The organism is Paracoccus sanguinis, from assembly GCF_900106665.1.
Taxonomy (GTDB): Bacteria; Pseudomonadota; Alphaproteobacteria; order Rhodobacterales; family Rhodobacteraceae; genus Paracoccus; species Paracoccus panacisoli.
Window position 1 is genome coordinate 577,458 of the sequence record NZ_FNNA01000002.1, and the last position, 25,145, is coordinate 602,602.

The 25,145-nt window shown below is 69.7% G+C and carries 20 protein-coding genes; 14 read left to right on the top strand and 6 right to left on the bottom strand.

Going from position 1 to position 25,145, the window contains the following annotated elements:
- The first annotated feature begins 3 nt into the window (after positions 1–3).
- From BLW17_RS09305 to BLW17_RS09330, 5 genes are all read left to right on the top strand, one after another.
- Entirely contained in the window at positions 4–1,452 is a 1,449-nt protein-coding gene (locus BLW17_RS09305; RefSeq protein WP_036730793.1) for a class I SAM-dependent DNA methyltransferase, read from the top strand.
- Positions 1,449–2,648 carry a restriction endonuclease subunit S gene (locus tag BLW17_RS17370; protein ID WP_081969031.1) on the top strand — a complete coding sequence of 400 codons (1,200 nt, stop codon included), beginning with the start codon at positions 1,449–1,451 and terminating at the stop codon, positions 2,646–2,648. Before BLW17_RS09305 ends, BLW17_RS17370 begins: the two co-directional genes overlap by 4 nt.
- Positions 2,645–4,945: an EcoAI/FtnUII family type I restriction enzme subunit R gene (hsdR, locus tag BLW17_RS09320; RefSeq protein WP_036730801.1), complete on the top strand. Its 2,301-nt coding sequence runs from the start codon at positions 2,645–2,647 to the stop codon at positions 4,943–4,945. The genes BLW17_RS17370 and hsdR overlap by 4 nt, the downstream gene beginning before the upstream one ends.
- 134 nt (positions 4,946–5,079) lie before the next feature.
- Positions 5,080–5,982 (top strand): aminoglycoside 3-N-acetyltransferase, encoded by a 903-nt coding sequence (gene aac(3) / locus BLW17_RS09325; protein ID WP_081969032.1) that lies wholly within the window; start codon positions 5,080–5,082, stop codon positions 5,980–5,982.
- Positions 5,979–6,557, top strand: coding sequence for an AAA family ATPase (locus tag BLW17_RS09330; RefSeq protein WP_052176111.1), 579 nt, complete (start codon positions 5,979–5,981; stop codon positions 6,555–6,557). Before aac(3) ends, BLW17_RS09330 begins: the two co-directional genes overlap by 4 nt.
- Before the next feature lie 435 nt (positions 6,558–6,992).
- Here BLW17_RS09330 and BLW17_RS09335 read toward each other — a convergent pair whose 3' ends face one another.
- From BLW17_RS09335 to BLW17_RS09350, 4 genes are all read right to left on the bottom strand, one after another.
- Positions 6,993–8,276, bottom strand: a complete 1,284-nt coding sequence (locus tag BLW17_RS09335) for a TRAP transporter large permease (protein WP_074826494.1) — start codon at positions 8,274–8,276, stop codon at positions 6,993–6,995.
- Between the two features lies 1 nt (position 8,277).
- Positions 8,278–8,874: a TRAP transporter small permease subunit gene (locus BLW17_RS09340; protein WP_036730803.1), complete on the bottom strand. Its 597-nt coding sequence runs from the start codon at positions 8,872–8,874 to the stop codon at positions 8,278–8,280.
- Between the two features lie 65 nt (positions 8,875–8,939).
- Positions 8,940–9,992: a TRAP transporter substrate-binding protein gene (locus BLW17_RS09345; protein WP_052176112.1), complete on the bottom strand. Its 1,053-nt coding sequence runs from the start codon at positions 9,990–9,992 to the stop codon at positions 8,940–8,942.
- A 65-nt stretch (positions 9,993–10,057) separates the two neighbouring features.
- Positions 10,058–10,780 carry an isochorismatase family protein gene (locus BLW17_RS09350; RefSeq protein WP_036730805.1) on the bottom strand — a complete coding sequence of 241 codons (723 nt, stop codon included), beginning with the start codon at positions 10,778–10,780 and terminating at the stop codon, positions 10,058–10,060.
- Between the two features lie 233 nt (positions 10,781–11,013).
- On the opposite strand from BLW17_RS09350, the gene BLW17_RS09355 reads away from it, so the two are divergent.
- The 8 genes from BLW17_RS09355 (at position 11,014) to BLW17_RS09390 (ending at position 20,820) form a co-directional block, all read left to right on the top strand.
- Positions 11,014–11,928 (top strand): LysR family transcriptional regulator, encoded by a 915-nt coding sequence (locus BLW17_RS09355; protein WP_036730807.1) that lies wholly within the window; start codon positions 11,014–11,016, stop codon positions 11,926–11,928.
- A 153-nt stretch (positions 11,929–12,081) separates the two neighbouring features.
- On the top strand, positions 12,082–14,889 hold the full coding sequence (locus tag BLW17_RS09360) for a xanthine dehydrogenase family protein molybdopterin-binding subunit (RefSeq protein ID WP_036730809.1): 2,808 nt from the start codon (positions 12,082–12,084) through the stop codon (positions 14,887–14,889).
- Positions 14,889–15,455, top strand: coding sequence for a (2Fe-2S)-binding protein (locus BLW17_RS09365; RefSeq protein ID WP_036701617.1), 567 nt, complete (start codon positions 14,889–14,891; stop codon positions 15,453–15,455). The genes BLW17_RS09360 and BLW17_RS09365 overlap by 1 nt, the downstream gene beginning before the upstream one ends.
- On the top strand, positions 15,455–16,750 hold the full coding sequence (locus BLW17_RS09370; RefSeq protein WP_052176114.1) for a cytochrome c: 1,296 nt from the start codon (positions 15,455–15,457) through the stop codon (positions 16,748–16,750). Before BLW17_RS09365 ends, BLW17_RS09370 begins: the two co-directional genes overlap by 1 nt.
- A 232-nt stretch (positions 16,751–16,982) precedes the next feature.
- The gene (gene cobU / locus BLW17_RS09375; RefSeq protein ID WP_036730811.1) at positions 16,983–17,522 is read left to right on the top strand and encodes a bifunctional adenosylcobinamide kinase/adenosylcobinamide-phosphate guanylyltransferase; all 540 of its coding nucleotides are present in this window, start codon (positions 16,983–16,985) and stop codon (positions 17,520–17,522) included.
- Positions 17,506–18,522, top strand: a complete 1,017-nt coding sequence (gene cobT / locus BLW17_RS09380) for a nicotinate-nucleotide--dimethylbenzimidazole phosphoribosyltransferase (protein WP_036730813.1) — start codon at positions 17,506–17,508, stop codon at positions 18,520–18,522. Before cobU ends, cobT begins: the two co-directional genes overlap by 17 nt.
- The gene (locus BLW17_RS09385) at positions 18,519–19,268 is read left to right on the top strand and encodes an adenosylcobinamide-GDP ribazoletransferase (RefSeq protein WP_036730815.1); all 750 of its coding nucleotides are present in this window, start codon (positions 18,519–18,521) and stop codon (positions 19,266–19,268) included. The genes cobT and BLW17_RS09385 overlap by 4 nt, the downstream gene beginning before the upstream one ends.
- A 58-nt stretch (positions 19,269–19,326) precedes the next feature.
- A complete protein-coding gene (locus tag BLW17_RS09390) occupies positions 19,327–20,820 on the top strand; it encodes an ArnT family glycosyltransferase (RefSeq protein WP_052176115.1) in 1,494 nt (497 codons plus the stop codon).
- Here the strand turns inward: BLW17_RS09390 and BLW17_RS09395 are convergent.
- Positions 20,802–22,694, bottom strand: a complete 1,893-nt coding sequence (locus tag BLW17_RS09395) for a heavy metal translocating P-type ATPase (RefSeq protein ID WP_052176127.1) — start codon at positions 22,692–22,694, stop codon at positions 20,802–20,804. The two genes, BLW17_RS09390 and BLW17_RS09395, sit on opposite strands and share 19 nt — an antisense overlap.
- A 201-nt stretch (positions 22,695–22,895) precedes the next feature.
- Entirely contained in the window at positions 22,896–23,786 is an 891-nt protein-coding gene (locus tag BLW17_RS09400) for a LysR substrate-binding domain-containing protein (protein ID WP_036730817.1), read from the bottom strand.
- Between the two features lie 130 nt (positions 23,787–23,916).
- Here BLW17_RS09400 and BLW17_RS09405 point away from each other — a divergent pair, with 130 nt between their 5' ends.
- Positions 23,917–25,128: an acyl-CoA dehydrogenase gene (locus BLW17_RS09405; RefSeq protein ID WP_036730819.1), complete on the top strand. Its 1,212-nt coding sequence runs from the start codon at positions 23,917–23,919 to the stop codon at positions 25,126–25,128.
- Positions 25,129–25,145: the final 17 nt, after the last annotated feature.

Sequence of the window (25,145 nt, forward strand, 5' to 3'; positions counted from 1 at the left end):
GCAATGTTCGAGAACGCTTTCAACAATATAGACCGCGTTCTGCGGAACGACGAGGGGCTGGCGTCCGAGTTGGACTACGCGGAGCAGACCTCCTGGCTGCTGTTCCTGAAGTACCTCGACGACCTCGAGACCGAGCGCGAGGACACCGCCGCCCTCGAGGGGCAGACCTATGCCCCGCTGCTGGATGAACCCTATCGGTGGCAAAGCTGGGCCGCGCCCAAGAAGGAGGGCAAGCTCGACCACAATGCAGCCCTTACAGGCGCCGACCTGATCGACTTCGTCAACCGCGACCTTTTTCCCTATCTGCGCGGCTTCAGCCAGACGGCGACGGGGCCGGACTCGCTCGAATACAAGGTCGGTCAGATCTTTTCCGAGATCGTGAACAAGTTCCGATCCGGCTACTCGTTGCGCGATGCCCTCGAGATCGTCGATCAGCTCGACTTCGGCAGCTCGGCGGCCAAGCACGAACTCTCGGACCTTTACGAGACCCGCATCAAGCGGATGGGCAACGCTGGCCGGAACGGCGGCGAATACTATACGCCCCGGCCGCTGATCCGAGCGATGATCAAGGTCACCGACCCAAAGATCGGCGAGACGATCTATGACGGCGCCTGCGGCTCGGCGGGCTTTCTCTGCGAGGCCTGGGAATACCTGCGCCGCGACGACCTGTCTTCGGCCGAATGGGACACGCTACAGCGGCGGACCTTCTACGGGCAGGAAAAGAAGTCGCTCGCCTACGTCCTTGGCGTCATGAACATGATCCTGCACGGAATCGAGGCGCCGAACATCCGCCACACCAACACGCTCACCGAGAACGTGATGGACATCCAGGAGCGGGACCGCCACGACATCGTGCTGGCCAATCCGCCCTTCGGCGGCGGCGAGCGCAAGGAGGTGCAGCAGAACTTCCCGATCAAGTCGAGCGAGACGGCCTATCTGTTCCTGCAGCACTTCATCCGCAAGATGCGCGCAGGCGGGCGCGGCGCGGTCGTCATCAAGAACACCTTCCTCAGCAACACCGACGGCGCCAGCGTCGCCCTGCGCAAGGAGCTGCTCGAAAGCTGCAACCTTCACACGGTGCTCGACTGCCCCGGCGGCACGTTTCAGGGCGCGGGCGTCAAGACGGTGGTGCTGTTCTTCGAGAAGGGGGCAAACACGCGCTCGGTCTGGTACTACCAACTCGATCCGGGCCGTTCCCTCGGCAAGACCAACCCGCTGAACGACGCTGACCTTGCGGAGTTTGTGACGCTGCAGCCCGGACGGGCCGACGGTCCGAAAAGCTGGACGGTGGATGTCGCTAACCTTGACCGGACGACGTGGGACCTGTCGGTCAAAAACCCCAACGCCCCAGAGGAAGCGCCGCTGCGCAGCCCCGAGGAGATCATCGACGCCATGCTGGCGCGCGACGCCGAGACGGCACAGATCCTCGAAGATATCCGGGGGATGCTGTGAGGGGTCAGATCGAAGCCACATCGAGCCTTCCCGCGCTTTGGACAAGTGCGCCGCTGCGCGAGCTATGCTCTTTTCACAACGGGCTCTGGAAGGGTAAGAAGGCACCTTTCGAGACAGTCAATGTGATTCGTAATACAAATTTTAAGGCTGGTGGGCGGATTGATCTGACCGATGTCGCGGTGCTTGAAGTGGAGGCGAGACAATTTGCAAAGCGGCGGCTTCTAAAGAACGACATCATCATCGAGAAATCTGGCGGAGGTCCGAAGCAGCCTGTCGGGCGGGTCGTCTTGTTCGACCTCGATAGCGGCAACTACTCGTTCAGCAACTTTACCAGCGCCATACGAGTCGAGGATGTGCAGCGGATTCATCCAATCTTCCTGCATCGAGTCTTGTACTACTGGTATCTGTCAGGGAAAACTGAACCGCTCCAGCGACATTCGACGGGAATTCGAAACCTCGACTTCGATAACTATAAGGAACTCCATGTCCCGCTGCCGCCGCTTGAAGAGCAAAAGCGGATCGTTGCGGTGCTCGATCAGGCCTTCGCCGCCCTCGACCGCGCCCGCGCCCATGCCGAGGCTAATCTGACGGACGCGAAGGAAATGTTTGACAGTTGGCTATCGTCAGCCTTTGAATTTGGGCATGAAAACTGGCCGAAAAAGAAGCTTCCCGATATCGCGGAGAATCTCGACCGACTGCGCGTGCCAATCACAAAAAAAGATCGCCGATCTGGCGACGTACCGTACTACGGCGCTTCCGGTGTCGTCGATCATGTGCAAGAGCATATTTTCAACGAGGATCTCCTTCTTGTCTCAGAGGATGGGGCTAACCTCCTGGCCCGCACGTACCCCATAGCGTTCTCGATCTCCGGGAAGGCTTGGGTCAACAATCACGCTCATGTTCTCCGTTTCGGTGATTTGGACTCTCAGGAATTTGTCAGACTTTACTTGAATTCAATTGACCTGGAGCCTTGGGTGAGCGGGATGGCACAGCCGAAGCTTAACCAGAAAGCCCTGAGCAGTATCCCTATTCCGTTCCCGGGCATCGCCGACCGATCACGTATCGTCGAAGAGGCGGTCGATGTTTGGCGGGAGTCACAGGCCTTGGCCCGTAACTATGATGCACAGCTCACAGATATCGCCGATCTCCGCCAATCCCTTCTGCAAAAAGCCTTCTCCGGCCAACTGACCGCATGACCGAGACCGAAGCCGACACCCGCGCCAATCGCATCGACCCCGTCCTGCGCGACGCCGGGTGGGGCGTCGTCGCGGGTTCGACCATCCGGCGCGAATTGATCTGCCCTGGCCGGATCACAGGCGGTGGCGGCCGGGCGCATCCGCTCTCGGCCGACTATGTGCTGAGCTACAAGGGCCGGAAGCTTGCGGTGATCGAGGCCAAGCGTGCAGGCCTTGGCCATACCGGTGGTGTCGGTCAGGCCAAGGATTATGCCCGCCGCCTGCAGACGCGCTTTGCCTTCTCGACGAACGGCCTTGGCTGGTACGGCATCGACATGGCGACGGGGGCCGAGGGCGACCATGCCCTGCCCTTTCCCTCGCCCGAAGACATGTGGCAGCGGTGTTTCCCCGAAGGCAACGACTGGCGCGAGGGCTTCGGCGGGGTGCCGTTCGAGACCGGCGGCGGAAAGTGGGAACCGCGCTACTATCAGCACAACGCCATCACCGCTGTGCTCGAGGCGATCGCCCGCGACCGTGACCGCATCCTGCTGACACTCGCCACCGGCACCGGCAAGACTTCGATCGCGTTTCAGATCGCTTGGAAGCTGTTCCACGTTTCGTGGAACCTCAGCCGAGAGCCGGTTCGGCGTCCGCGCATCCTGTTCCTTGCCGACCGCAACATCCTTGCTGACCAGGCCTATAACGCGTTCAGCGCCTTTCCGTCCGACGCGCTGTGCCGCATCAGCCCCGACGAAATCCGCAAGCAGGGCAAGATCCCAAAGAACGCCAGCGTCTTCTTTACGATTTTCCAGACTTTTATGACAGGTGATGGCGAGTTCACCTTCCAGGGCTATCCGCCCGACTTCTTCGACCTGATCATCATTGACGAATGCCATCGTGGCGGCGCGAACGACGAAAGCACCTGGCGCGGCATTCTCGAGTATTTCGCGCCTGCGGTGCAGCTTGGCCTGACGGCGACGCCCAAGCGAGACGCGAACGCCGACACCTACGCCTATTTCGGCGAACCGGTCTACACCTACGCCTTGAAGGAAGGGATCAACGATGGCTTCCTGACACCCTTCAAGGTGCGCCAGATGGCCAGCACGCTGGACAGTTACAAATACAGCGCTGACGACACGGTGCTGAGCGGCGAGATCGACCTTGACCGCGAATACCGGGAAGCCGATTTCAACACCCGCATCATCATCGACGAGCGCGAGATGAGCCGGGTCAACGAGTTCATGGACCAGATCGACCAACGCCAGAAGACCCTGGTGTTCTGTGCAACTCAGGACCATGCGGCGCGCGTCCGCAACTTCATCAACCAGGTGAAGGACAACCCCGATCCGCACTACTGCGAGCGCGTGACGGCCGATGATGGCAAGCTGGGCGAGCAGCACTTGCGCGAGTTCCAGGACAACGAGAAGACGCTGCCGACGGTCCTGACAACATCGCACAAGCTCTCCACGGGAGTGGATGCGCGCAATGTCCGCAACATCGTGCTGATGCGGCCGATCAAGTCGATGATCGAGTTCAAGCAGATCATCGGGCGCGGCACGCGCACCTTCGATGGCAAGGACTTCTTCACGATCTATGACTTCGTGAAGGCGTACCAGCACTTCAACGATCCCGAATGGGACGGCGAGCCGTTGCCGCCAGAGGAGCCGGAGGGCACTCGTTCGTCATCCGGCCCATCCGATCCGCCGCTTGACCCGCCGGGCGGCGGCACAAGCGAGCCGCCTCCCACGATTATCGTGAAGCTGGCAGACGGAAAAAACCGCCACATCCGCTATATCGCGGCGACCACCTACTGGTCGCATGATGGCCACCCGATTACCGCCAACGAGTTCATGGAGCAGCTCTTTGGTGATCTGGGGTCGCTGCTGGAGTCGGAAGACGACCTCCGCCGGATCTGGAGCGATCCGGAACGCCGTGAAGCTTTCATGCGGCAGCTGTCGGATCTCGGCTACGACAAGGATCGCCTTAGCGACATGCAGCGCCTGATCGATGCACCGAACAGCGACATCTTCGACGTCCTTGGTCATGTCCGCTTTGCCCTTGCACCGCTGGCCCGCTCGGAACGCGCGGAGGCCGCCCGAGCAACAGGCCTGTCCGGCTATGAAGCCGAGATGCGCGAATTTCTGAATTACGTGCTCGGAGCTTACGAAGCTCAAGGAATCAACGAGCTTGCACCGTCTCGGCTGCCTGACTTCCTTCGCATCCGCTACGGCGGAACCAACGATGCCAAACGGCTGCTCGGCTCACTTGCCGACATCCGCAACGCGTTTGTCGGAATACAGGAACACCTCTTCCAGTAGGCGATGCTCGCCGAGCCGGCGCACCATAAAGCGCGTGCTCTCCTTCGCTAGCCGCGCCTCTGATGGAATTTGCGCGCTGTTCGCCTGCGGTGCAGAATGCCCCCAGCCTGCACCGCCAACACGATGTCTGAAACATGAAGAGCAGAGCCTCGGTCATCGCTGACCTTCACCGGATGGGCGTCCGGCCCGGCGACCTGTTGATGGTGCATGCGTCGCTGAAGGCACTGGGTCCCGTCGAGGGCGGGGCGGCAGGTCTCGTCACCGCGCTGCTTGAGGCTGTGGGTCCGACAGGCACCCTGATGGGCTATGCCTCGTGGGACCGCTCCCCTTATGAGAAAACCCTGAACGGCGCACGCCTGGACGAGGAAAAGCGCCGCGCCTGGCCTGCTTTCGATCCGGACAAGGCCGGCACCTACCGTGGCTTCGGCCTGCTCAACCAGTTTCTTGCGGATTTCCCCGGTGCGCGGCGCAGCGCACATCCCGACGCCTCCATGGTCGCGCTCGGCGCCCGCGCGCAAGAACTGACCGAGCCCCATCCGCTGGGTCAGGGTCTGGGGCGCGGCTCGCCCCTGGAGCGTCTGGTTGATCTTGGCGGAAAGATCCTGCTGCTGGGCGCTCCGCTCGATGCCGTCACCGTCCTGCACTATGCCGAAGCGATCGCGGACATCCCGGGCAAGCGTCGGGTGACCTATGAGATGCCGCTGCGTAGCCCGGACGGCGGGACTGTGTGGGTGAAGGTCGAAGACTTCGATACCAACGGCATCCTCGACTGCTTCGCCATCGAGGGTCAACCCGATGCGGTCGAGACGATCGCCAAGGCCTATGTGGACCTGGGCCGCCATCGCGAAGGCCGGGTGGCGGAGGCGCATTGCCATCTGTTCGAGGCCCGCGAGATCGTCGCGTTCGGCGTGACCTACCTGGAGCAGCGCTTTGGCCACCAACCAGCCGTGCCCGACCGGCGGCTGCCGGGAGGCGTCAGTTCTTCTCGTGGTCCCGGGAATGGCGAGGCAGGCGGTGAGAGCGGAGGCGCGCCATGATCCTCTGGCTGAACGGACCTTTCGGAGCCGGAAAGACGACGCTCGCCGACCGGCTCCGCCTGCGGAAACCGGACCTGCTGATGTTCGACCCCGAGGAGATCGGCTTTGTCGTGAAGGCGACTGTCCCTCCTGCGGCCAGCGGTGATTACCAGGATCTGCCTCTCTGGAGAGCCCTGACCATTGCCGCGCTGGCGGAGCTTCGCAGGTATTACCCGCAGGACATTGTCATGCCTATGACAGTGGTCCGGCCGGACTATCTGGATGAGCTCTTGGGTGGCGCCCGGCGCATCGACGATGAGTTGCTTCATGTGTTTCTCGATCTCGACGCCGATCTTCTGCGCGACCGCATCGATCGGCAGGTGATGCACCCCGATCCTGCCCGCAATCGCGAGATACGCCAGTGGCGCATGGTGCAGATGGAACGCTGCCTGTCGGCACGGGAGCGTCTGCCGGATGGCACCCTAGTTCTCGACAGCGGCGATCATGACCCTGATGCGCTTGCCACTATCGTGCTCGACAGGATGAACGCCGCCGGAGCGGCCGCCTCGAGCAGTCTGGATCGACCCTCGGAATGACGGCGACATGACGGCGACGTAAACGGGGCCGTCTGTCACCCCTTGGATGATCGGCGTGAGTGCAGCGGACTGTGGCTTCGGCCTCATGAGATCGGAACTGCATGCTGGCTGCAGCCCCCCAATGGATTCCGGCGCTGTTGCGCCTGCGGAGTGATAGGGGCGCGGCAGAGCGCCATCAGCTGCCTGTCGCCAACCGACGCTCCGCATGGTGGGGAGGAAGATTAGCTTGGCCGAAAAGGAAGGATTGCTGCTCGGTGGCAGAGGCAAGTACTTGATTTCTAGTGGCTACATAAGACGACTATCGTGGCAATCGACACCCCGAATTCACCACCCCACCCGCGCTCGCCCTCTCCCACACCGGCGAGGCTAAGCGCACCCGACCAACGGCAAGCGGCGCCCGGAACCCGGGCGCCGCCGTTCGGCCCTGACAGGCGCTCAAGAGAACGTCTGCGGCAGCCACAGCGCGATCTGCGGGAAGATCAGCAGCAGCGCGATCATCACCAGCATCGCCCCGATGAACGGAACCGCGCCGCGGATCACGTCGGACATCGACCCCTCGCCGCGGACGCTCTGGATCACGTAGAGGTTTACGCCGATCGGCGGCGTCACCAGCGCCGTCTCGAGCAGCAGCATCATCAGGATGCCGAACCACACCAAATCGTAGCCCAGCCCGGCGACGATCGGCGCCACCAGCGGCGTGGCGATGAGCAAGAGCGAGAACGCCTCCATCACGCAGCCGAGCACGAGGAAGCCCAGCACGATCACGATCATCGTCTGCATCGGCGACAGGCCCAGCCCCTCGATGGCGCCGGCGAGGTACTGCGTCAGCCCGATCACCGACAGCACGAAGTTGAGGAAGATCGCAGCCAGCACGATCATCATCACCATGCCGGTCGTCCGCATCGTGCTTTCCAGCGCGTGCAGAAGCATCTCGCGGTTCAGCCTGCGGTGCCAGGCGGCCAGCGCCAGCGCCGCGACCACGCCGAGCGAGGCAGCCTCGGTCGGCGTGGCAAGCCCGGCATAGATCGAGCCGACGACGACGAGGAAGATGCCCAGCGGCGGGATCAGGTCCGGCAGCGCGCGCAGCTTCTCGGACCAGGTCGAGGGGGTGCGGCGCCCGTCGAGGTCGGGCCGGATCCAGCAGGCCAGCACCACGGTCAGGCCGAACAGCCCCGCCAGCATCAACCCGGGCACGAAACCGGCCAGATAGAGCTTGGGCACCGAGGTGTTGGTCAGCAGCCCGTAGACGATCATGTTGATCGAGGGCGGGATCAGGATGCCAAGCGTGCCCCCCGCCGCCAGCGTCCCCATGAACAGCGACTCGTTGTAGCCGTCGCGCTTCGCCTCGGGGATGGCGACTGTCCCGACCGTGGCGGCCGTGGCGATCGACGAGCCCGAGGTGGCCGCGAAAAGCGTGCAGGCCCCGATGTTCGAGTGCATCAGCCCGCCGGGCAGCCACCCCATCCACAGCGCCAGCGCCCGGTACATCCGCGCCGCGATCCCGGCGCGCAAGAGCAGCTCGCCCATCAGGATGAACAGCGGCACCGCGATGAGGATGAAGTCGATGCTGTTCGTCCACAGGATGTCGCCCATCGCGAGGTGCAGCGGCATGGGCGAGTAGATCGCGCCCAGCGTCACCGCCAGCAGCGCCAGCACGGCGGCAATCGGGATCGCCAGCGCGATCAGTCCGAAGAGAAGACCGGTCGTCGTCAGCAGCATGTCAGTGCGCCTCCGTCTGCATCAGCGGCAGCAGGTCGCCGGTCTCGCCCGCAACCTCCTCGTCCTGGGTCATGGCTCCGGCCATCTTCTGCACTGCCGCGAGGTCGCCCCGCGCCAGCGCCCGCACCACCGCGGCGATCATCAGCAGAACCGTCGCGGCAAAGGCCAGCCAGCCGGCGTACCACAGCAGCTGCGGCACGATCAGCGGCGTCTGCAGCGGGGTGATCGCGCGCGAGCCGTTGGTCCAGGTGATCCCCACGGTCGCCCCCGCCCGCCACACCACGAGCAGCGCAAAGGCCCCAAGCGCCAGAAGCGCCACGAGGTCGAGCCCGGCGCGCAGCCGCGGGGTCAGCCGCCCGTAGAGGGCGTCGATCCGCACGTTCGAGCGGCTGAGGACGGTGTAGGGCAGCGCCATGGCCGTCGCGATCGCGAACAGGTAGCCGGAAATCTCGTCCGAGCCCCCGATCGTGACGCCGAACAGCCGGCGCGTCAGCACATCCGCGCTGACCATCAGCGCGGCAAACAGGATCATCGCGCCACCCAGTCGCACGCCCAGCAGGGCCATGCGGTCCGCGCGGAAGATCAGGCGATCCAGCATCGTTCACTCCTGTCCTTGGTGCGGGCGCGACCCCTCGCGGGGGCGGCGCGCCCCGGGCTTGGGGTTCAGTTGGCGGGGACGCTCAGCCGGGCAGCCTTGCCGGCCGTCTCGTTCCAGGCCGTCGCGCAGGCCGCACCGCAGCGTTCGCCCCAGCGCTTGAGCACGAAGTCGTTGAGGATGCGGGCGCGCTCGGCTGCATCGGCCTCGGTCGGCTGGTGCAGCTCGGCCTTGCCGGGCTCGCCGAACGGGCAGTCGCCGGTGCCCGTCAGGCAGGCGATCCCCTGCGCCTCCTGCTGGGCCGCAAGCTCCCACCCGCGGTTCTCGAAGGCGGCGAGCTCCTTCTTCATCTCGGCCTGCGTGTCGGCGTCGAGGCTGTCCCAGAGCCGCTGGTTGACCGCCGTGAAGGTGATCGAATAGCCGATCGGCAGCGGGAAGACGTGGTTGATGACCTCGTGCCAGCTGGCCTTGTAGGCCGAGACCGGGTCCGTCACCGCGCAGTCCGCAACCCCGCGCTCGAGCGCCGGGACGACCTCGGCGAAGGGCAGCGTGACCACGGTCCCGCCGGCGCCCTCGATGAAGTCGCCCAGCGTGGCCGAGTGCACGCGCACCTTGCGGCCCTTGAGGTCGGCGAGGCTGGTGATCGGGTCGCGGCAATAGATCATCGACGCGGCCCACGGGTGCAGCGACAGGATCGTCGCGCCGTAGGTCTTGCGGAACGTCTCGTCCATGATCGGGCGATAGGCGTCGGTCACGGCGCGCATCGTCGCGAAGTCCTGCGCGATCGAGGACAGGTCCATGCCCTCGATGGCCGGGTTCTCGGCCGCGACATAGCTGCCCAGCCCGTGCGCGACCTCGAACACGCCCTGGTTCAGCAGTCGCATCACCTCGGTGCCCTTGAGCCCGGCCTCGGTGATCGGGATCGCGCTGGCCGTCAGCTTGCCCCCGGTCGCCTCGGGCAGGGTCTTGTCCCAGAAGGGCTTTTCGAGATCCTGCCACGAGGCGAGGTTGCCCCATGTGCCGATCACCTTGAACTGGTGCGCGGCCATCTCGGCCGCCGCGGGGCCCGCGGCCAGCAGCGCCGTGGCGAACAGTGCGGCGGCGGCCCGGGTCGTCTGCATCGTTGTCATCCTGTTACCCCCTGTTGCGAAAAGGGCCGCGGTTGGTTCCGCGGCCCTGCCAGTTTTCACTCTGCCGCGATCTTCCGATCGGCCAGACTGTCGATGTAGGCGACGCATTCGTCCACCGTCTTCACGTCCCCGAACTTCGCGTCGATGTCGAAGAGGTTCCACGCCACCGCCCCCGGCACCCGGTCGCCGATCGCCTCCTTCACCGCGATGGTGCGGAAGCCGTCGGCGATGCCGTCGCAGATCGTCTGGCGCACGCAGGCGCAGGCCGTGACGCCGGTCACGAGGATCGTGTCCACCCCGTTCGCGCGCAGGATGCCGGCCAGCTCGGTCCCGTGGAAGGACGAGGCGCGCTTCTTCAGCAGCGTGTATTCGCCCGGCACCGGGGCGATGCGGGAATCGATCGCCCACAGTTCGGTGTCGGCCAGGTCCACGACATCCACCGGGATCTTGTTGTGCCACAGCCCCATGTCGGTAAACGGGGCGTTGCGGTCGGTGATCTCGGAGGCGGTGGTCACGTGGACGACCGGCAGGTTCTGGGCCCGGAACGCCTTGAGCAGCTTCTGCATCCCCGGGATGATCTCGTTGTCCATCTTCTCCTGATCGCAGGTGAAGGGGTTGCCGGGGCGGGTCCAGGCGTTGGCCAGATCGACGCTGACCAGCGCCGGGCGGTTGCCGAAGCCGACGCGGCGCTGGAAGCCGCGCTCCTGGTAAAGCCGGCTGGCGGCGTCGAAGGCCTGCTGCAGCAGCCGGTCGAGTTCCTTGGTGTCCACTTCGCTCATGTCGGGTCTCCTCTCGGGTCGTCTGGCCGGGACGGGCCAGGGAACGGGTCTTCGGGGTTGCGAGGGCCGGCATCCGGGCCGGCGCGCGTCGCCCGTCCTCAGGTATGAGCCCGCGTCCGGCGGCTGGTGAATTGCAGATTGGGCGTTTATTATTGCACGAAATGCATCAGCGTTTTCGGGCAGGCAGCGTGCCGCCCGATCGGGCATCAGCGGAACGGGACACAATCGCCTAAATGAGTGGCACCACACCCGGAATCGACCTCGTGGAGTCGTTCCTCGTCGTCGCCGAGCAGCTCAATTTCCGCCGCAGCGCCGAGCGGCTGAACCTCGACCAGTCGGCCCTGACCCGCCGGATCCAGCGGCTTGAGCATCAGCTGGGCTTCCGCCTGCTCGAGCGCTCGACGCGCGAGGTGGTGCTGACCCCGGCCGGGCGCTCCTTCTACCACGACAACGCCCATCTGATGAGCCGCTACCACGCCACGGTCGAGACCGCGCGCCGGGTGGCCGAGGGCAAGGCCGGGGCGCTGCGGGTTGCCTATATGACCTTCGCCGCGACCGAGCTGATGCCGCGAACGGTGGCGCGGTTCCGCGACGACCTGCCCCATGTCGAGGTGCAGTTGCAGTACATCCGCACCCAGGGCCAGAAGCTGGCGCTCGCCCGCGGCGAGATCGATCTCGGCTTCATGATCGGCCCCTTCGACCATCCCGAGTTCGATTCGACGCGCCTCGCCACCGAGGCGCTCTATGCCGTGACCCCGCTGGGGCATCCGCTGCTGGAAAAGCCGGCCCTCGCCCCCGAGGACCTGCGCGACGCGCCCCTGATCCTCGGCGACGCGCGCGAGTGGGCCGAGTTCCGCTGGCGGCTGAGCGACCTCTTCAACGCCGAAGGGGTGGCGCTGCGTCCGGCGCTCGAGGCGTCGAACACGCTGGCGCTGGTCGGGCTGGTCGCGGCGGGGCTGGGGCTGACGATCTTTCCCGAAAGCCTGCTCGGGTTCCTCGGCCGGCACGTCGACGCCCGCCCGATCGCCCACCCGTCCTTCCGCAGCCAGACGATCCTCGTGTGGCGGCGCCGGCACCAGCCGCCGCTCGTCCGGCGGTTCATCGCCGCCGCGCAGGCGATCGCCCCCGCAGCCGCGACGGCGCCCTGACGGTTCCCCCCGGCCGCGGCAATCGGCGTCGATCCCGGCCTGCCGGGTTGCCCGACGGCCGAACCCGTGCAACCCTGAGTTTACACCGTCGCGGCCGGCGCGGACGATGCGCCCGCCCCACCCCCCGCGGCGAAGCGTGAGAGGAGCCGCGCCATGCCGAGATTCGATCTGACCCGGCGGCAGTTGCTCGCCTCGGCGGCGGCGCTGGGGATGGTGGCGATGGTGCGGCCGCTCGACCAGGCGCGGGCGGCGATGATGCCCTCGCCGGTCGGGCAGGACACCGGCTGGTTCCGCGACGGCAAGCTGCGCTATCGCCGCGACGGGATGGCGAAGGTCACCGGGTCCAAGGTCTTCGCCCTAGACCTGCGGGCGCGCGACCTCGAGGGCTGGCCCGATCAGCAGTCGCACGCGCTCTTGATCATGATCCCCCGCGCCGACGCGGTGTTCGAGGGGCTGGACCTCTCGGTGCTGGGCGACGGTCTGCAACCCCACGTGCTGGTCGATCACGCCCGCCTCAGCGCCGACGGCGTCTCGATGTCGGACCCCGAGTTCTACGGCGAGCTGATGCTCGCCCCCGGTCAGGTCTCGCCGATGCTGGGCCAGCCGGTGGCGATGGGGATCTGGCACGATTACGAACGCTTCCGCGCGGCGCAGAAGCTGCTGCGCTTCAACCCGGCGGTCTTCCGCTTCGGCGCGGCCGGTGCGCCGCCGGCGCGGCCGTCCTATGGCGCGGCGCAGTTCGTGCGGATCGGCGGCGACGACCCGCGCGGCCCCGACCGCTTCTCGCCGTTCGAGAACGGCACGATCTGGCCCGACCTGACGCCCGAGGGCGTCGTCTGGCCCGGCCCCGACCACGCGGCCTTCGGCGAGGCCCGCCGCCTGTCGGCCGAGCTGCGCGCCCGCACCGCCGCGCCGCCGCAGGGCTGGCACGTCATCTCGCGCCACTTCAGCAGCCAGAGCGTCGAGCCGGCGGCGATGGAGATGGAGAACGGCCTTGCCTGGCACGACACCGCCAACGGCACGCTGCACGTGATCGGCGCCACCCAGTCGCCCTATACCGCCGCCGGGCACATCCTGCACATGCTCGACCGCAGCAGCTTCCAGGTCGGCACGCTGGATTTCGTGACCGGCTACACGGTCGGCTACGGCCAGAAAGAGCATCACTCGTTCCCCAACTACGTCGCCGTGGCCGGGCTTTACGCCGAGGGGCGGCCGGTGCGGCTGGCGCTCGACCGCTGGCAGCATTTCCAGTTCGCGCTCAAGCGGCACCCGTTCGAGACCGACCTGACCATCGCCTGCGACGCCGAGGGGCGGTTCCAGACCTTCATCTGCGACATGGTGGGCGACGGCGGCGGGGTGCAGAACTTCAGCCCCTCGGTGGGCACGGTCGCGGTGACCGCGGCGCAGTCGGCCTATTACTTCCCGACCAGCGACCTGTCGGCCGACGTCCGGGCGACGATCAACGTCACCGCGGGGTCGATGCGCGGCTATGGCACCGTGCAGTCGATGGCCGCGACCGAGATGCTGGTCGACGAACTCGCCGCCGAGACCGGGCGCGACGCCATAGCGCTGCGCCGGCTCAACGTCCTCAAGTCGGGGATGAAGAACACCCAGGGGCTGGTCCCCGCCGGGCACCTGCGGATGGACGAGCTTCTCGCCCTGGCCGAGCAGGAGCCGCTGTGGATCGAGCGGGCCGAGCGCAAGGCGCGGTTCGAGGCCGAGAACCCGGGGATGCTCTACGGCGTGGGCTTCGCCTCGTCGCAGAAGAACTTCGGCACCGGCGCCGAGGCGGCGATCGTGCAGCTCGAGATCACGCCCGACGGGCGCACCCGGATGCGCCACATCGCGTCCGAGATCGGCGCGGGGGCGACCACCTCGCAGATGCTGGTGGTCCAGCCGCAGCTCGGCCGGCCGGTGGACGAGGTCGAGTTCTCGGTCCAGCACTGGCCGCAGATGCCGGTCCACACCGAGGACAATCCCTACGAGATCTCGCAGGACGAGGAGGACGCCCTCGCCCGCGACCCGACCTGGGTGCCGCGGATCACCTCGCCGCGCTCGGCGTCGAACTCGGCCTATTACTTCACCCATGCGACCCAGCAGGCGGCGCAGATGCTGCTGCGGCTGGGGCTGTGGCCGGCGGCGCTCTCGATCTGGTCCGAGGGCGCGGGCGGCGGCCAGACCGGCCCCGAGCCGGTGGCGCTGGCCGAGGCGCGCTGGACCGGCGGGATGCTGACCGCCCGCTCGCTCGAACCGCTCAGCCATGCGCGGCTGGCCGAGCGGGCGCACCGCGACGGGCTGGTGACCGGCGTCTGCATCCACACCTTCAACCGGTGGAGCTGGGCCGAAGCCGATTTCGACGTCGAGGGCGAGCTGGTCAGCGCCCCCATCGACGCGCTGTCGGTGCAGTGGGGCCAGGGCGCCAGCGCCGCGCGCCGGGCGCGGATGACCGCGGGCGGCTATGCCTTCATCCCGCGCAGCGCGGTGCGCTATCCGCCGGTGGCGCGCAACGACGGGGGGCCGGTCTATTACGCCCCCTGCGCCACGCTGCTCGACCTCAGCGTGGCCCGCGGCACGGGCGAGGTGCGGCTGCTGTCGCACAAGACCTGGCTCGAATGCGGCACGCAGATCGTCCCCGAGCTCGTCTCGGGCCAGCTACAGGGAGGCGTCGCCATGGGCATCGGCCATGCGCTTTACGAAGAGCTGCCGCTCGGCCCCGACGGCCCCGGCAACGGCACCTGGGGGTGGAGCCGTTACCGCGTCCCCCGCGCGGCCGAGGTCGCCGTCTGGACCCAGACCGGCCACGTCCTGCCGCCGCTCTCTGAGTTCGACCCGCCCAAGGGGATGGCCGAGGTCACGATGATCCCGGTCGTCGCGGCCTGCGCCAACGCCATTTGCCACGCGACGGGCCACCGCTTCTACCGCACGCCGGTCACCGCCGAGCGCATCCGGGCGGTGCTGTGATGGCCGAGCGTATCTCTTTCTCGGCGACGATCAACGGCCAGGCGGTCGGGCCGCTCGACATCCCCGCCGACCTCATGCTGACCGAGCTGCTGCACGAATACCTCAACCTGACTGGCACCCGCGCCGCCTGCGGGCAGGGCGTGTGCCGGGCCTGCACGGTGATCTTCGACGATGCGGCGGGCGGCGCGCGGACATTGCCCGCCTGCGTCACCGGCGCGGCCTGGGCCAACGGCCGCAGCCTGCGCACGATCGAGGGGATCGCCGGCCGCGACCCCGAGGGGCGCGTGGTCCCCTCGGCCATCCAGCAGGCCTATCTCGACCATTTCTCGTTCCAGTGCAGCTTCTGCACCCCCGGCTTCGTCATGGCCGCCACCGCGCTGGTCGAGGAACTGGGCCGGGCGCCGATCCCGCGCGCCCAGCTCGAGGACCGGATCGTCGCGGCGCTGAATGAGAACATCTGCCGCTGCACCGGCTACATCCGCTATCTCGAGGCGGTGCGCGCGGTGATCCTCGCCACCCCCGGCCTCGTCATCGACGTGGTCGCCACGGACGCGAGGCAGGGCTGATGGTCCGGGTCCTGCGCATCCTCGCCGCCGTCGTCTTCCTCGGCCTCGTCGCCGCGGTCTTCCTGTTCTGGCTCGGGCACGGGGCGGGCAAGATCCCGCCGGCCTCGGTGGACTTCGCCCGGCTGGACGAGACCCAGCGGCAGGCGCTGGTCGAGCGCGGCGCCCGCGTCGCGCGCGCGGGTGACTGCGTGGCCTGCCACCTCGACCCCTCGGGCGCCTCGGAGCTCGGCGGCGGGTATCCGATGATGACCCCGGTCGGGACCATCTACGGCACCAACATCACGCCCTCGCGCGACCACGGCATCGGGACGTGGAGCGCCGACGACCTCTATCGCGCCATTGCTTGGGGCGTCGCCCCGGGCAACCGCAACCTCTACCCGGCGATGCCCTATGCCAGCTACCACCAGATCAGCCGCGAGGATTCCGACGCGCTCTATGCCTGGCTGATGGCCCAGCCGCCGGTCGAGACGCCCGACCGGGCGCCGGACCTGATGTTCCCCTTCAACCTTCGCCCGGCGGTCAATTTCTGGAACGCGCTGTTCCGTCCGACCGCGCGCCCCTATGCGCCGGTCGCGGGGGCCGCGACCTATACGGTGGACGGCCACTATCTCGTCAATGTGCTGGGCCATTGCGGCGAGTGTCACACGCCCCGCAACCTCGCCTTCGCCATGACCGGCGACCACCTCGCCGGCTTCACGCTCGAGGGGGCCTATGCCCCCGACCTGCGGCCCCAGACGCTTGCCGCGAAGGGCTGGACGGACGGCGACCTCAAGGCGTTCCTCGGCCAGGGCCTGTCGGCACAGGGCGTGCCGACGCTGACGATGTATCCGGTGCTGCGCCACTCGACCCGCCACCTCGCTCCCGAGGAACTGGCTGTCATCAGCGCCTATCTGATGCAGGGCGCGGCGGGTCAGGGCCCCGGTTCGCGGCCGCGGCAGGTCGATCCGCCGGCCGCGGGGCGGACGCTCTATCTCGGCCTCTGCGCCGGGTGTCACGGCGCGCAGGGCGAGGGGCAGCCGGCCTCGTCCGTCCGGCTGGACAGCAACACCACCGCGATGTTCGCCGACCCGATCAACCTCGTGCGGGTCATCGACCAGGGGATCGTCGAGCGTCCGCTCGCCGAGGGCCTGCGGATGCAGAAGATGCCCGCCTACCGCGACTGGCTGACCGACGCGCAGATGGCCGATCTGGTGAACTACATGCGCCAGCAATGGGGCGGCCACACGGAAACCCTGACCGCCGCGGACATCGCCGGGATCAAGGAGCGCTACGCGCCGTATCTGAGCAAGCACTGAGGCGCGGCGGGCGAGAACCGCCGGTCTCAAGGAGGGTGGGGACGGCGCTGGCTTCGCCGCGAAAGTCCACCATTCGGACGCAGCGCACGGACCGGGCCGCGATCCAGCACCGGCCGCGGCCCGTTCGCCCGGCAGCCTTAAGAGGCTGCTCGCAGCGCTGTCGCCCTCGGCCGCACCCGTCGCAGCCGTCGCCCCCCTTCCCCCCGCCCGCCGAACGTGGTTTCCCCCCGTCATGGCACGAACCCTCCTCATCACCGGCGGCGCGCGCTCGGGAAAATCCTCGCTGGCCGAACGGCTTGCGCTGCGCCCCACGGGGCGGGCGATCCACATCGCCACCGCCCGCCTCGACCCCGGCGACGCCGAGATGGCCGACCGCATCGCCGCCCACCGCGCCCGCCGCGGGCCGGAGTGGGAGAGCGTTCACGCCCCCCTCGACCTCGCCGGCGCGCTCGACGCCACCGACCAGGGCGCGGGCGGCCCGCCGCGGCTGGTCGATTGCCTGACGCTCTGGGTCTCGAACCTGATGCTCGAGGGCCGCGACACGCGGGCCGAGGGCGCGGCGCTGGCCGCGGCGCTGGCCCGCGCAGAGGCGCCGGTGATCCTCGTCACCAACGAGGTGGGGGCCGGGATCGTGCCCGACAACGCGCTCGCCCGGGCCTTCCGCGACCACGCCGGCTGGCTCAACCAGACCATCGCCCATGCCTGCGACGAGCTGTGGCTCTGCGTCGCGGGCCACCCGCTGAGGATCAAGCCGAATGACCATGCTCTCTGACACCCCTTCGCTCGCCGCCATCGAGGCGCTCGCCCCCACCCTGCCCCGCCCCGACGAGGCCGCCGTCGCCGACGCCGCCGCCCGACAGGCGGTGCTGACCAAGCCCCCCGGCTCGCTCGGCCGGCTCGAGGGGCTGGCGCTGTTCATGGCCGGCTGGCAGGGGCGCGCACGGCCGCGGATCGGGCGGGCGCAGGCGCTGGTCTTTGCCGGCAACCACGGGATCTGCGCGCAGGGGGTGAACCCGTTCCCGCAGGCCGTGACCGCGCAGATGGTGGCGAACTTCGAGGCCGGCGGCGCGGCGATCAACCAGCTCTGCCGGGTGGCGGGGGCGGATCTCGCGGTGGTGTCGCTCGACCTCGACCGGCCGACGGGCGACATCACCCAGGGCCCTGCGATGACCGAGGCCGAGACGCTCGACGCGATGCGCCGCGGGGCCGCGGCGGTGGCGCCCGATGCCGACGTGCTGATCCTGGGCGAGATGGGGATCGGCAATTCGACGGTCGCCGCGGCGCTGGCGGCGGCGGCGTTCGGCGGCGCGGCCGAGGACTGGGTCGGCCGCGGCACGGGGGCCGAGGGCGACATCATGGCGCGCAAGATCGCCGCGGTGCAGGCGGCGGTCGCGCGGCACCGGGACGCGCGCGGCCTCGGGCTGATGGCCGCGCTCGGTGGGCGCGAGCTGGCGGCGATCTGCGGCGCCGTGGTGCAGGCGCGCCAGCAGCGCCTGCCGGTGATCCTCGACGGCTTCATCTGCACCGCCGCGACCGCGCCGCTGTTCGCCGCCGATCCGCGCTGGCTCGACCATTGCCTGATCGGCCATGTCAGCCGCGAGCCGGGCCACGCCCGCCTCATCGCGGCGATGGGGCAGGCGCCGGTGCTGGCGCTCGACATGGCCCTGGGCGAGGGCTCGGGCGCGGCACTGGCGCTCGGCGTGCTGCGCGCGGCGCTCGAATGTCACGACGGCATGGCGACCTTTGCCGAGGCCGGGGTCGCCGCGGGGTGAGCGCGCGCGGCGCCCGTCTGGCCGAGCTGCGGCTTGCGGCGATGCTGCTGACGCGGCTGCCGATGGGGCGGCTCGACCCCGCGCCGACGCTCGGCGCCGCGCGATGGGCGTTTCCGCTGGTCGGGGCCTGCGTCGGGCTGATCGGCTGGGCGGGTTTCGCCGCGGCGCTGGCGCTGGGGGCGACCCCGGCGATGGCCGCAGGCGCGAGCCTCGGCGCAATGGCGCTGGCGACGGGCGGGCTGCATTTCGATGGGCTCGCCGACATGGCCGACGGGATCGGCGGCGGCCGCACCCCCGAGGATCGGCTGCGGATCATGCGCGACAGCCGCATCGGCAGCTACGGCGCGCTGACCCTGATCCTCACCGTGGCGCTGTGGCTTGCGGCACTCGCCGCCGCGGGCCCCCTCGCCGGGCCGTGGGGCTTTGCCGCCGCCGGCGCGCTGAGCCGCGCCGCCATCGTCGCAGTGCAGGAGGCGCTGCCCCCCGCCCGCCCCGACGGGCTCGGCCGCCTCGCCGCCGGGCGCAGCCGGGCGGCGCGCGCGGTGCTGGCGGTGCTGGCGCTGGCGGTGCTGGTGTTCGGCGGCCTCGCCGGGGCCGCCATGCTCGTCGCTGCGGCCGTCGCCGCGCTCTGGACCGGGGGGCTGGCGCAGCGGCGGCTGGGGGGGCAGACCGGCGACGTGCTGGGCGCCACCCAGGTGCTGGCCGAGACCGCCGCGTGGTTCGCCCTCGCCTGCGCGCTCGGCTGAAAGCTGGCTGTCAGCATCCGCTGCCAGCAGGGGCGCCAGTCCCTTGCGAGATCCCCCGATGCCCCTCAGCCGCCGCGCGGCGCTGGCCCTGCCGGTCGCCCTCTTCGCCCTGTCCGCCCTGACGCTGATCCTGCTGCGCCCGGCGACGCCGGTGGACGAGACCCGCTACCTCGCCGTCGCGTGGGAGATGGTGACCCGCGGCGAGCACCTCGTCCCGCATCTGAACGGCGCGGTCTATGGCCACAAGCCGCCGCTGCTGTTCTGGCTCATGGATGCGGTGTGGGCGGTGACCGGGGTCAGCGGGTTCGCCGCCCGGCTGGTCGGCCCGGCGGCGGCGGTGCTGAGCGTGGCGTTGACCGGGGTCATGGCGCGGCAGCTCTGGCCCGGCGAGCCGGTGCGGGCGCCGCGGGCGATGCTGATCCTCGCCACCCTGCCGCTGTTCCTGACCTTCGGCTCGGCCACGATGTTCGACGCGCTTCTGACCGCGACGGTGCTGACCGCACTGATCGGGGTGCTGCGCGGCGACTGGTGGCTCGTGGGCCTCGGCCTCGGGCTCGGGGCGCTGGCCAAGGGGCCGGTGGTGCTGATCCACGTCCTGCCGGTGCTGCTGGCGCAGCCGTGGTGGCGCGGGACCGGCTGGCGCGCGACGGCCGGGATGGCGGCGCGCGCGCTGGCGCTCGGGGCGGGGATCGTGGCGCTGTGGCTGGTCCCGGCGCTGCTTACGGGTGGCGAGGCCTACGGGGTCGAGGTGCTGTGGCGGCAGAGCGCCGGGCGCGTCGTCTCGGCCTTCGACCACGGGCGGCCGGTGTGGTTCTACCTCGCGCTGCTGCCGCTGATGGTCTGGCCCTTCGGCTGGCTGCCGGGGCGCCCGCAGCCGGGGCGCGCGGCGGGGCGGATGCTCGGGCTGTGGATGGCGGCGGCGCTGGCGGCCTTCTCGCTCATCAGCGGCAAGCAGCTGCACTACCTGCTGCCCGAGCTGCCGGCGCTCGCGCTGCTGGCGGCGACCATGCCGGCGCGGGCGCTCTCGCCGTGGCGGAGGGCGCTGCTGGCCCTGCCGCTGATCGGAGTCGTGGCGCTGCCGGTCGCGGCGGCGGCGGGGCGGCTGGGGGCGCTGCCGCCGCTGCCGCCCGCGGCGCTGGCGCTGGCCGGGGTCAGCGTCATGGCCGGGGTGCTGGGGCTCTGGCGCCTGCCGCCCGCGACCGGCGTTCCGGCACTGGCGCTCGGCGCGGTGCTGGGGCTGCATTTCGCCGCCGCCCCGGTGCTGTTCGCGCGCTATGACACGGGCCCCATCGCCGCCCGTCTGGCGGGGCGCGAGGGCGACGGCCTCGCCCTCATGGCCGCCGACTATGCCGGAGAGTTCAACTTCGCCGCCCGCCTCACCGCCCCGGTGACCCTGCTGCCCGATGCGGCGGCGGCCGAGGCCTGGGGGGCGGCGCACCCGGAGGGCACGCTGATCGTGCCGGGCGCCAAGCCGCCGGGCGCAGGCTGGGAACTGCGCGAGACGCTGCCGCTGCGCAGCCGCGACTATCGCCTCTATCGCCGCGCGGGCTGAGCCGCGGCCGGCGTCCCGCCCGCGCGGGCCGTGCCGGACACCGCGGCCGCCCTGCCCGGCCGCCGGATCGGGTCGGCGAGCAGCCGCATCCCGTTCAGCACCACGAGCAGCGTGCCGCCCTCGTGCCCGATCACGGCGAGCGGCAGCGGCAGGGCGAGGAACGCGCCCGCGAGCACCAGCACCACCATCGCGCCGAGCGCGAAGGTCAGGTTCTGGCGGATGATCCGGTCGGTGCGCCGGGCGAGCGCCCGGGCCGCGACCAGCCGGGTCATGTCCTCGGCCAAAAGCGCCACGTCGGCGGTGGCGAGCGCGATGTCGGACCCCGCCGCCCCCATGGCGATGCCCACGTCGGCCCGCGCCAGCGCCGCCGCGTCGTTCACCCCGTCGCCGACGAACGCCACCGGGCCCCGGGCGGCCAGCGCCGCCACCAGCTCGACCTTGTCCTCGGGCAGAAGGTCGGCGTGGATTTCGTCGTCGCGGAACCCGAGCGCCCGGCCGACCCGCAGCGCCACCGCGCGGCGGTCGCCCGTCATCAGCGCCAGCCCCGCCCCCTGCGCGCGCAGCTGAGCGAGCGCCGGGGCCGAGGTCTCCCGCGGCCGGTCGGCCACCGTCGCGGCCCCGAGCAGCCGGTCGCCGCGGCCCAGATAGACCGTCGTCGCATCGCCCGCAGCAAAGGCCTCGGCCGCCGGCGGCAGCACCGCGCCGTGCCGCGCCACCATCCGCAGGTTGCCGGCCCAGAGCGGGCCCTCGGCGTCCTGCCCCTCGATCCCTTCGCTGGCGCTGTTCTTCAGGTCGTTGACCGCCGGCGGGGTCAGGCCGCGGGCGGCGGCGGCGCGGCGGATCGCGGCGGCGATTGGGTGCTCGGACTGCGCCTCGATCCCGGCAAGGCGGGACAGCAGCCCGTCCTCGTCCCCGTCCGCGGCCCAGAGGCCGGTCAGTTCGGCCCGACCCGTGGTCAGCGTGCCGGTCTTGTCGAAGGCGAAGCTGTCCACCTTGGCCAGCGCCTCGAGCGGCGCCCCGCCCTTGAACAGCACCCCGCCATGCGCCGCCGCCGACAGCGCCGACAGGATCGCCGCGGGGACCGAGATCACCACCGCGCAGGGGCTCGCCGCGACCAGCAGCGTCGCCGCGCGATAGAGCGCGCTGTCCCAGCCGTGGCCGAGCGCCCGGAACGCCAGCAGCGCCACCACCGCGCCCAGCAGCACGGCGATGGTGTAACGCTGCCCGAACCAGGCCGAGAAGCGCTCGGCCGGGGCCTTGGCCGCCTGCGCCTCGGTCACCATCTGGATCATCCGCGCGACCGTGCTTTCCGAGAGCGGCCGCAGCACCTCGACCGTCAGCACCCCGTCGAGGTTCACCGTCGCCTCATGCATCCGCGCGCCGGGTTCCTTGGCGACCGGCATCGATTCGCCGGTGATGGTGGATTCGTCGACGCTCGCCGTGCCCTCGCGCAGCACGCCGTCGACCGGCACCCGCGCGCCGGGGCGCAGCACCACCCGGTCGCCCGCGACCAGCGTGCCGACCGCGACCTCGGTGACCTCGCCGCCGGGGCCGAGCCGCAGCGCGGTGTCGGGGCGCAGCGCCATCAGCGCCTCGACCGCGCGGCGGGCCTTGCCCATCGCGCGCGTCTCGAGCGTGCCCGAGATGCTGAAAAGCGTGAGCAGCACGCCGCCTTCCAGCGCGCCCCCCACCGCCGCCGCGGCCAGCGCCGCGATGACCATGAGCAGGTCGATGTCGATCTCGCGTTCGCGGACCAGCCGGGTCAGCGACTCGACCGCGGGCGGGATGCCGCCGGCGAGATAGACCAGCACGATCCCTGTCCACGCCAGCGCCGGCTGCGGCACGACCCATGTGGCCAGCGCCGCCAGCACCATGCCCGCGACGGTGATCGCGCTCAGGATCGTGTCGCGGCGCTCGTCGGCGAGCGCGTCCTCGGGGGCGGGATCGGGCGCCGCATTGGCGGCGTCGAGGCGGGTCGGGCGTGGGGGGGCGAGGTCGGTCACGGCATGGCGCTCCGGTTTCGGATGGCTGCGGGCAGTCTCTGCGCCTTCGCCGCCGCCCGCAAGGCCGGGGCCTCAGCCCGGCGCGCCGGTCTCGAGCCAGGCGGCCAGCCGCGCCAGCGCCGGGCCGGGCTCGCGGTCGGGGCGGATCAGCGCATAGGGCGAGGGGCCGGGCAGCGCCGTCTGCGACAGACGGGCAAGGCTGCCGTCGGCCAGCGCCTCGGCCACGAAGATGTCGGGCAGGATCGCCGCCCCCATCCCGGCCCGGGCGGCGGCGAGGATCATGCCGAACTGGGCAAAGCGCGGCCCGCGCGGGTGCGCGGGTTCCGGCACCGCGCCCGCGGCCGCGAACCAGTCGGCCCAGAGCCGCGGCCGGGTGGATTGCTGGATCAGCGGCAGGCGCGCCACGGCGGCGGGCTCCAGAACCCCCGCCCCGGCCAGCGCCGGCGCCGCCACGACCACCAGCCGCTCGGCGGCCAAGGGGGTAACAACGGTGCCCGGCCGGGCGAGGTCGGCGCGCTGGATCGCCGCGTCGAAGGGGCCGGCGTCGAAATCCACCGGGCCGAGCTCGGCCGTCAGGTCCAGCGAGACCTCGGGCGCGATGCGGGCGAAATCGGCCAGCCGCGGGATCAGCCAGGCGGCGGCGAAGGTCGGCAGCACCGCCAGCCGCAGCACCGCGCCCGAGCCGCCGAAGGCCATCACCATCCGCGCCGAGGCGTCGATCTGGCCCAGGATCGCCTCGGCATCGCGGACCAGCGCGCGGCCCGCGTCCGACAGCACCAGCCGCTGCCGGCGCCGCGCGAAGAGCGCCACCCCCAGCCGGTCCTCCAGCCCGCGGATCGAGCGGCTGACCGCGCTCGGCGTCAGCCCCAGCGTCTCGGCCGCCGCCGCCGCGGTCCCCAGCCGGGCGCAGGCGACAAGCGCTGACAGCTCGGCGACGGTCGGGGTGTGGCGGGCACGGTTCATGCGGAAAACTCAACAACCGGCGATCAGATGGCGCTGTTTTGCGGGGGAGCGGTGGGCTATGACAAGCCCAATGTCGCAACCGGGCGGCGCACGCGCGCCCCGGTTCCCCTCACCCGATCAGGAGAGTCGCATGGCCACGCTGAAACCCAAGGACGCCCCGGACCTCACCGCCTTTGACTGGCAGGACCCCTTCCGCCTCGACGGGCAGCTGTCCGAGGACGAGCGGATGATGCGCGATTCGGCCCGTGCTTATGCGCAGGAAAAGCTCGCCCCCCGCGTCATCGCCGCCTACCGCGAGGAAAAGACCGACCCGGCGATCTTCGCCGAGATGGGCGAGATGGGTCTGCTCGGCGTGACCATCCCCGAGGAGTACGGCGGGCTCGGCGCGTCCTACGTCAGCTACGGGCTGGTCGCGCGCGAGGTCGAGCGGGTGGATTCGGGCTATCGCTCGATGATGTCGGTGCAATCCTCGCTGGTGATGTATCCGATCTACGCCTACGGCTCGGAAGAGCAGCGGAAGAAATACCTGCCCAAGCTTGCCTCGGGCGAATGGATCGGCTGCTTCGGCCTGACCGAGCCGGACGCGGGCTCGGACCCCGGCGGCATGAAGACCACGGCGAAGAAGACCGCGAACGGCTATGTGCTGAACGGGTCGAAGATGTGGATCTCGAACTCGCCCATCGCGGACGTGTTCGTGGTCTGGGCCAAGTCCGAGGCGCATGGCGGCAAGATCCGCGGCTTCGTCCTCGAAAAGGGGATGAAAGGCCTGTCGGCGCCGAAGATCGAGGGCAAGCTGAGCTTGCGCGCCTCGATCACCGGCGAGATCGTGATGTCGGACGTCGAGGTGGGCGAGGACGCGCTGCTGCCCAACGTCGAGGGGCTGAAGGGGCCGTTTGGCTGCCTCAACCGCGCCCGCTACGGGATCTCGTGGGGGGTGCTCGGCGCGGCCGAGTTCTGCTTCCACGCCGCGCGGCAGTACGGTCTTGACCGGCAGCAGTTCCGCCGGCCGCTGGCCAACACCCAGCTCTACCAGCTCAAGCTCGCCAACATGATGACCGAGATCACGCTGGGGCTGCAGGCCTCGCTGCAGGTCGGGCGGCTGATGGACGCCGCGCAGGCGGCGCCGGAAATGATTTCCATCGTCAAGCGCAACAACTGCGGCAAGGCGCTGGACATCGCGCGGGTCGCCCGGGACATGCACGGCGGCAACGGCATCGCCGAAGAGTTCCAGGTGATGCGCCACGCGGCGAACCTCGAGACGGTGAACACCTATGAGGGCACGCATGACGTCCACGCGCTGATCCTCGGCCGCGCCATCACCGGCCTGCAGGCCTTCGCGTGAGCGACGGGCCAGCCGCG

What these genes read in the sequence shown, in the direction of transcription:
- cobT (WP_036730813.1), top strand. Translation starts at nt 17,506, where the DNA reads ATGACCATGCTCTCTGACACCCCTTCGCTCGCCGCCATCGAGGCGCTC.
- cobU (WP_036730811.1), top strand. Translation starts at nt 16,983, where the DNA reads ATGGCACGAACCCTCCTCATCACCGGCGGCGCGCGCTCGGGAAAATCC.
- BLW17_RS09355 (WP_036730807.1), top strand. Translation starts at nt 11,014, where the DNA reads ATGAGTGGCACCACACCCGGAATCGACCTCGTGGAGTCGTTCCTCGTC.
- BLW17_RS09330 (WP_052176111.1), top strand. Translation starts at nt 5,979, where the DNA reads ATGATCCTCTGGCTGAACGGACCTTTCGGAGCCGGAAAGACGACGCTC.
- BLW17_RS09370 (WP_052176114.1), top strand. Translation starts at nt 15,455, where the DNA reads ATGGTCCGGGTCCTGCGCATCCTCGCCGCCGTCGTCTTCCTCGGCCTC.
- BLW17_RS09345 (WP_052176112.1), bottom strand. Translation starts at nt 9,992, where the DNA reads ATGCAGACGACCCGGGCCGCCGCCGCACTGTTCGCCACGGCGCTGCTG.
- BLW17_RS09400 (WP_036730817.1), bottom strand. Translation starts at nt 23,786, where the DNA reads ATGAACCGTGCCCGCCACACCCCGACCGTCGCCGAGCTGTCAGCGCTT.
- BLW17_RS09350 (WP_036730805.1), bottom strand. Translation starts at nt 10,780, where the DNA reads ATGAGCGAAGTGGACACCAAGGAACTCGACCGGCTGCTGCAGCAGGCC.
- BLW17_RS09305 (WP_036730793.1), top strand. Translation starts at nt 4, where the DNA reads ATGTTCGAGAACGCTTTCAACAATATAGACCGCGTTCTGCGGAACGAC.
- BLW17_RS09340 (WP_036730803.1), bottom strand. Translation starts at nt 8,874, where the DNA reads ATGCTGGATCGCCTGATCTTCCGCGCGGACCGCATGGCCCTGCTGGGC.
- BLW17_RS09360 (WP_036730809.1), top strand. Translation starts at nt 12,082, where the DNA reads ATGCCGAGATTCGATCTGACCCGGCGGCAGTTGCTCGCCTCGGCGGCG.
- BLW17_RS09390 (WP_052176115.1), top strand. Translation starts at nt 19,327, where the DNA reads ATGCCCCTCAGCCGCCGCGCGGCGCTGGCCCTGCCGGTCGCCCTCTTC.
- BLW17_RS09405 (WP_036730819.1), top strand. Translation starts at nt 23,917, where the DNA reads ATGGCCACGCTGAAACCCAAGGACGCCCCGGACCTCACCGCCTTTGAC.
- BLW17_RS09365 (WP_036701617.1), top strand. Translation starts at nt 14,889, where the DNA reads ATGGCCGAGCGTATCTCTTTCTCGGCGACGATCAACGGCCAGGCGGTC.
- hsdR (WP_036730801.1), top strand. Translation starts at nt 2,645, where the DNA reads ATGACCGAGACCGAAGCCGACACCCGCGCCAATCGCATCGACCCCGTC.
- BLW17_RS09335 (WP_074826494.1), bottom strand. Translation starts at nt 8,276, where the DNA reads ATGCTGCTGACGACGACCGGTCTTCTCTTCGGACTGATCGCGCTGGCG.
- BLW17_RS09395 (WP_052176127.1), bottom strand. Translation starts at nt 22,694, where the DNA reads ATGGTGCTGGCGGCGCTGGCCACATGGGTCGTGCCGCAGCCGGCGCTG.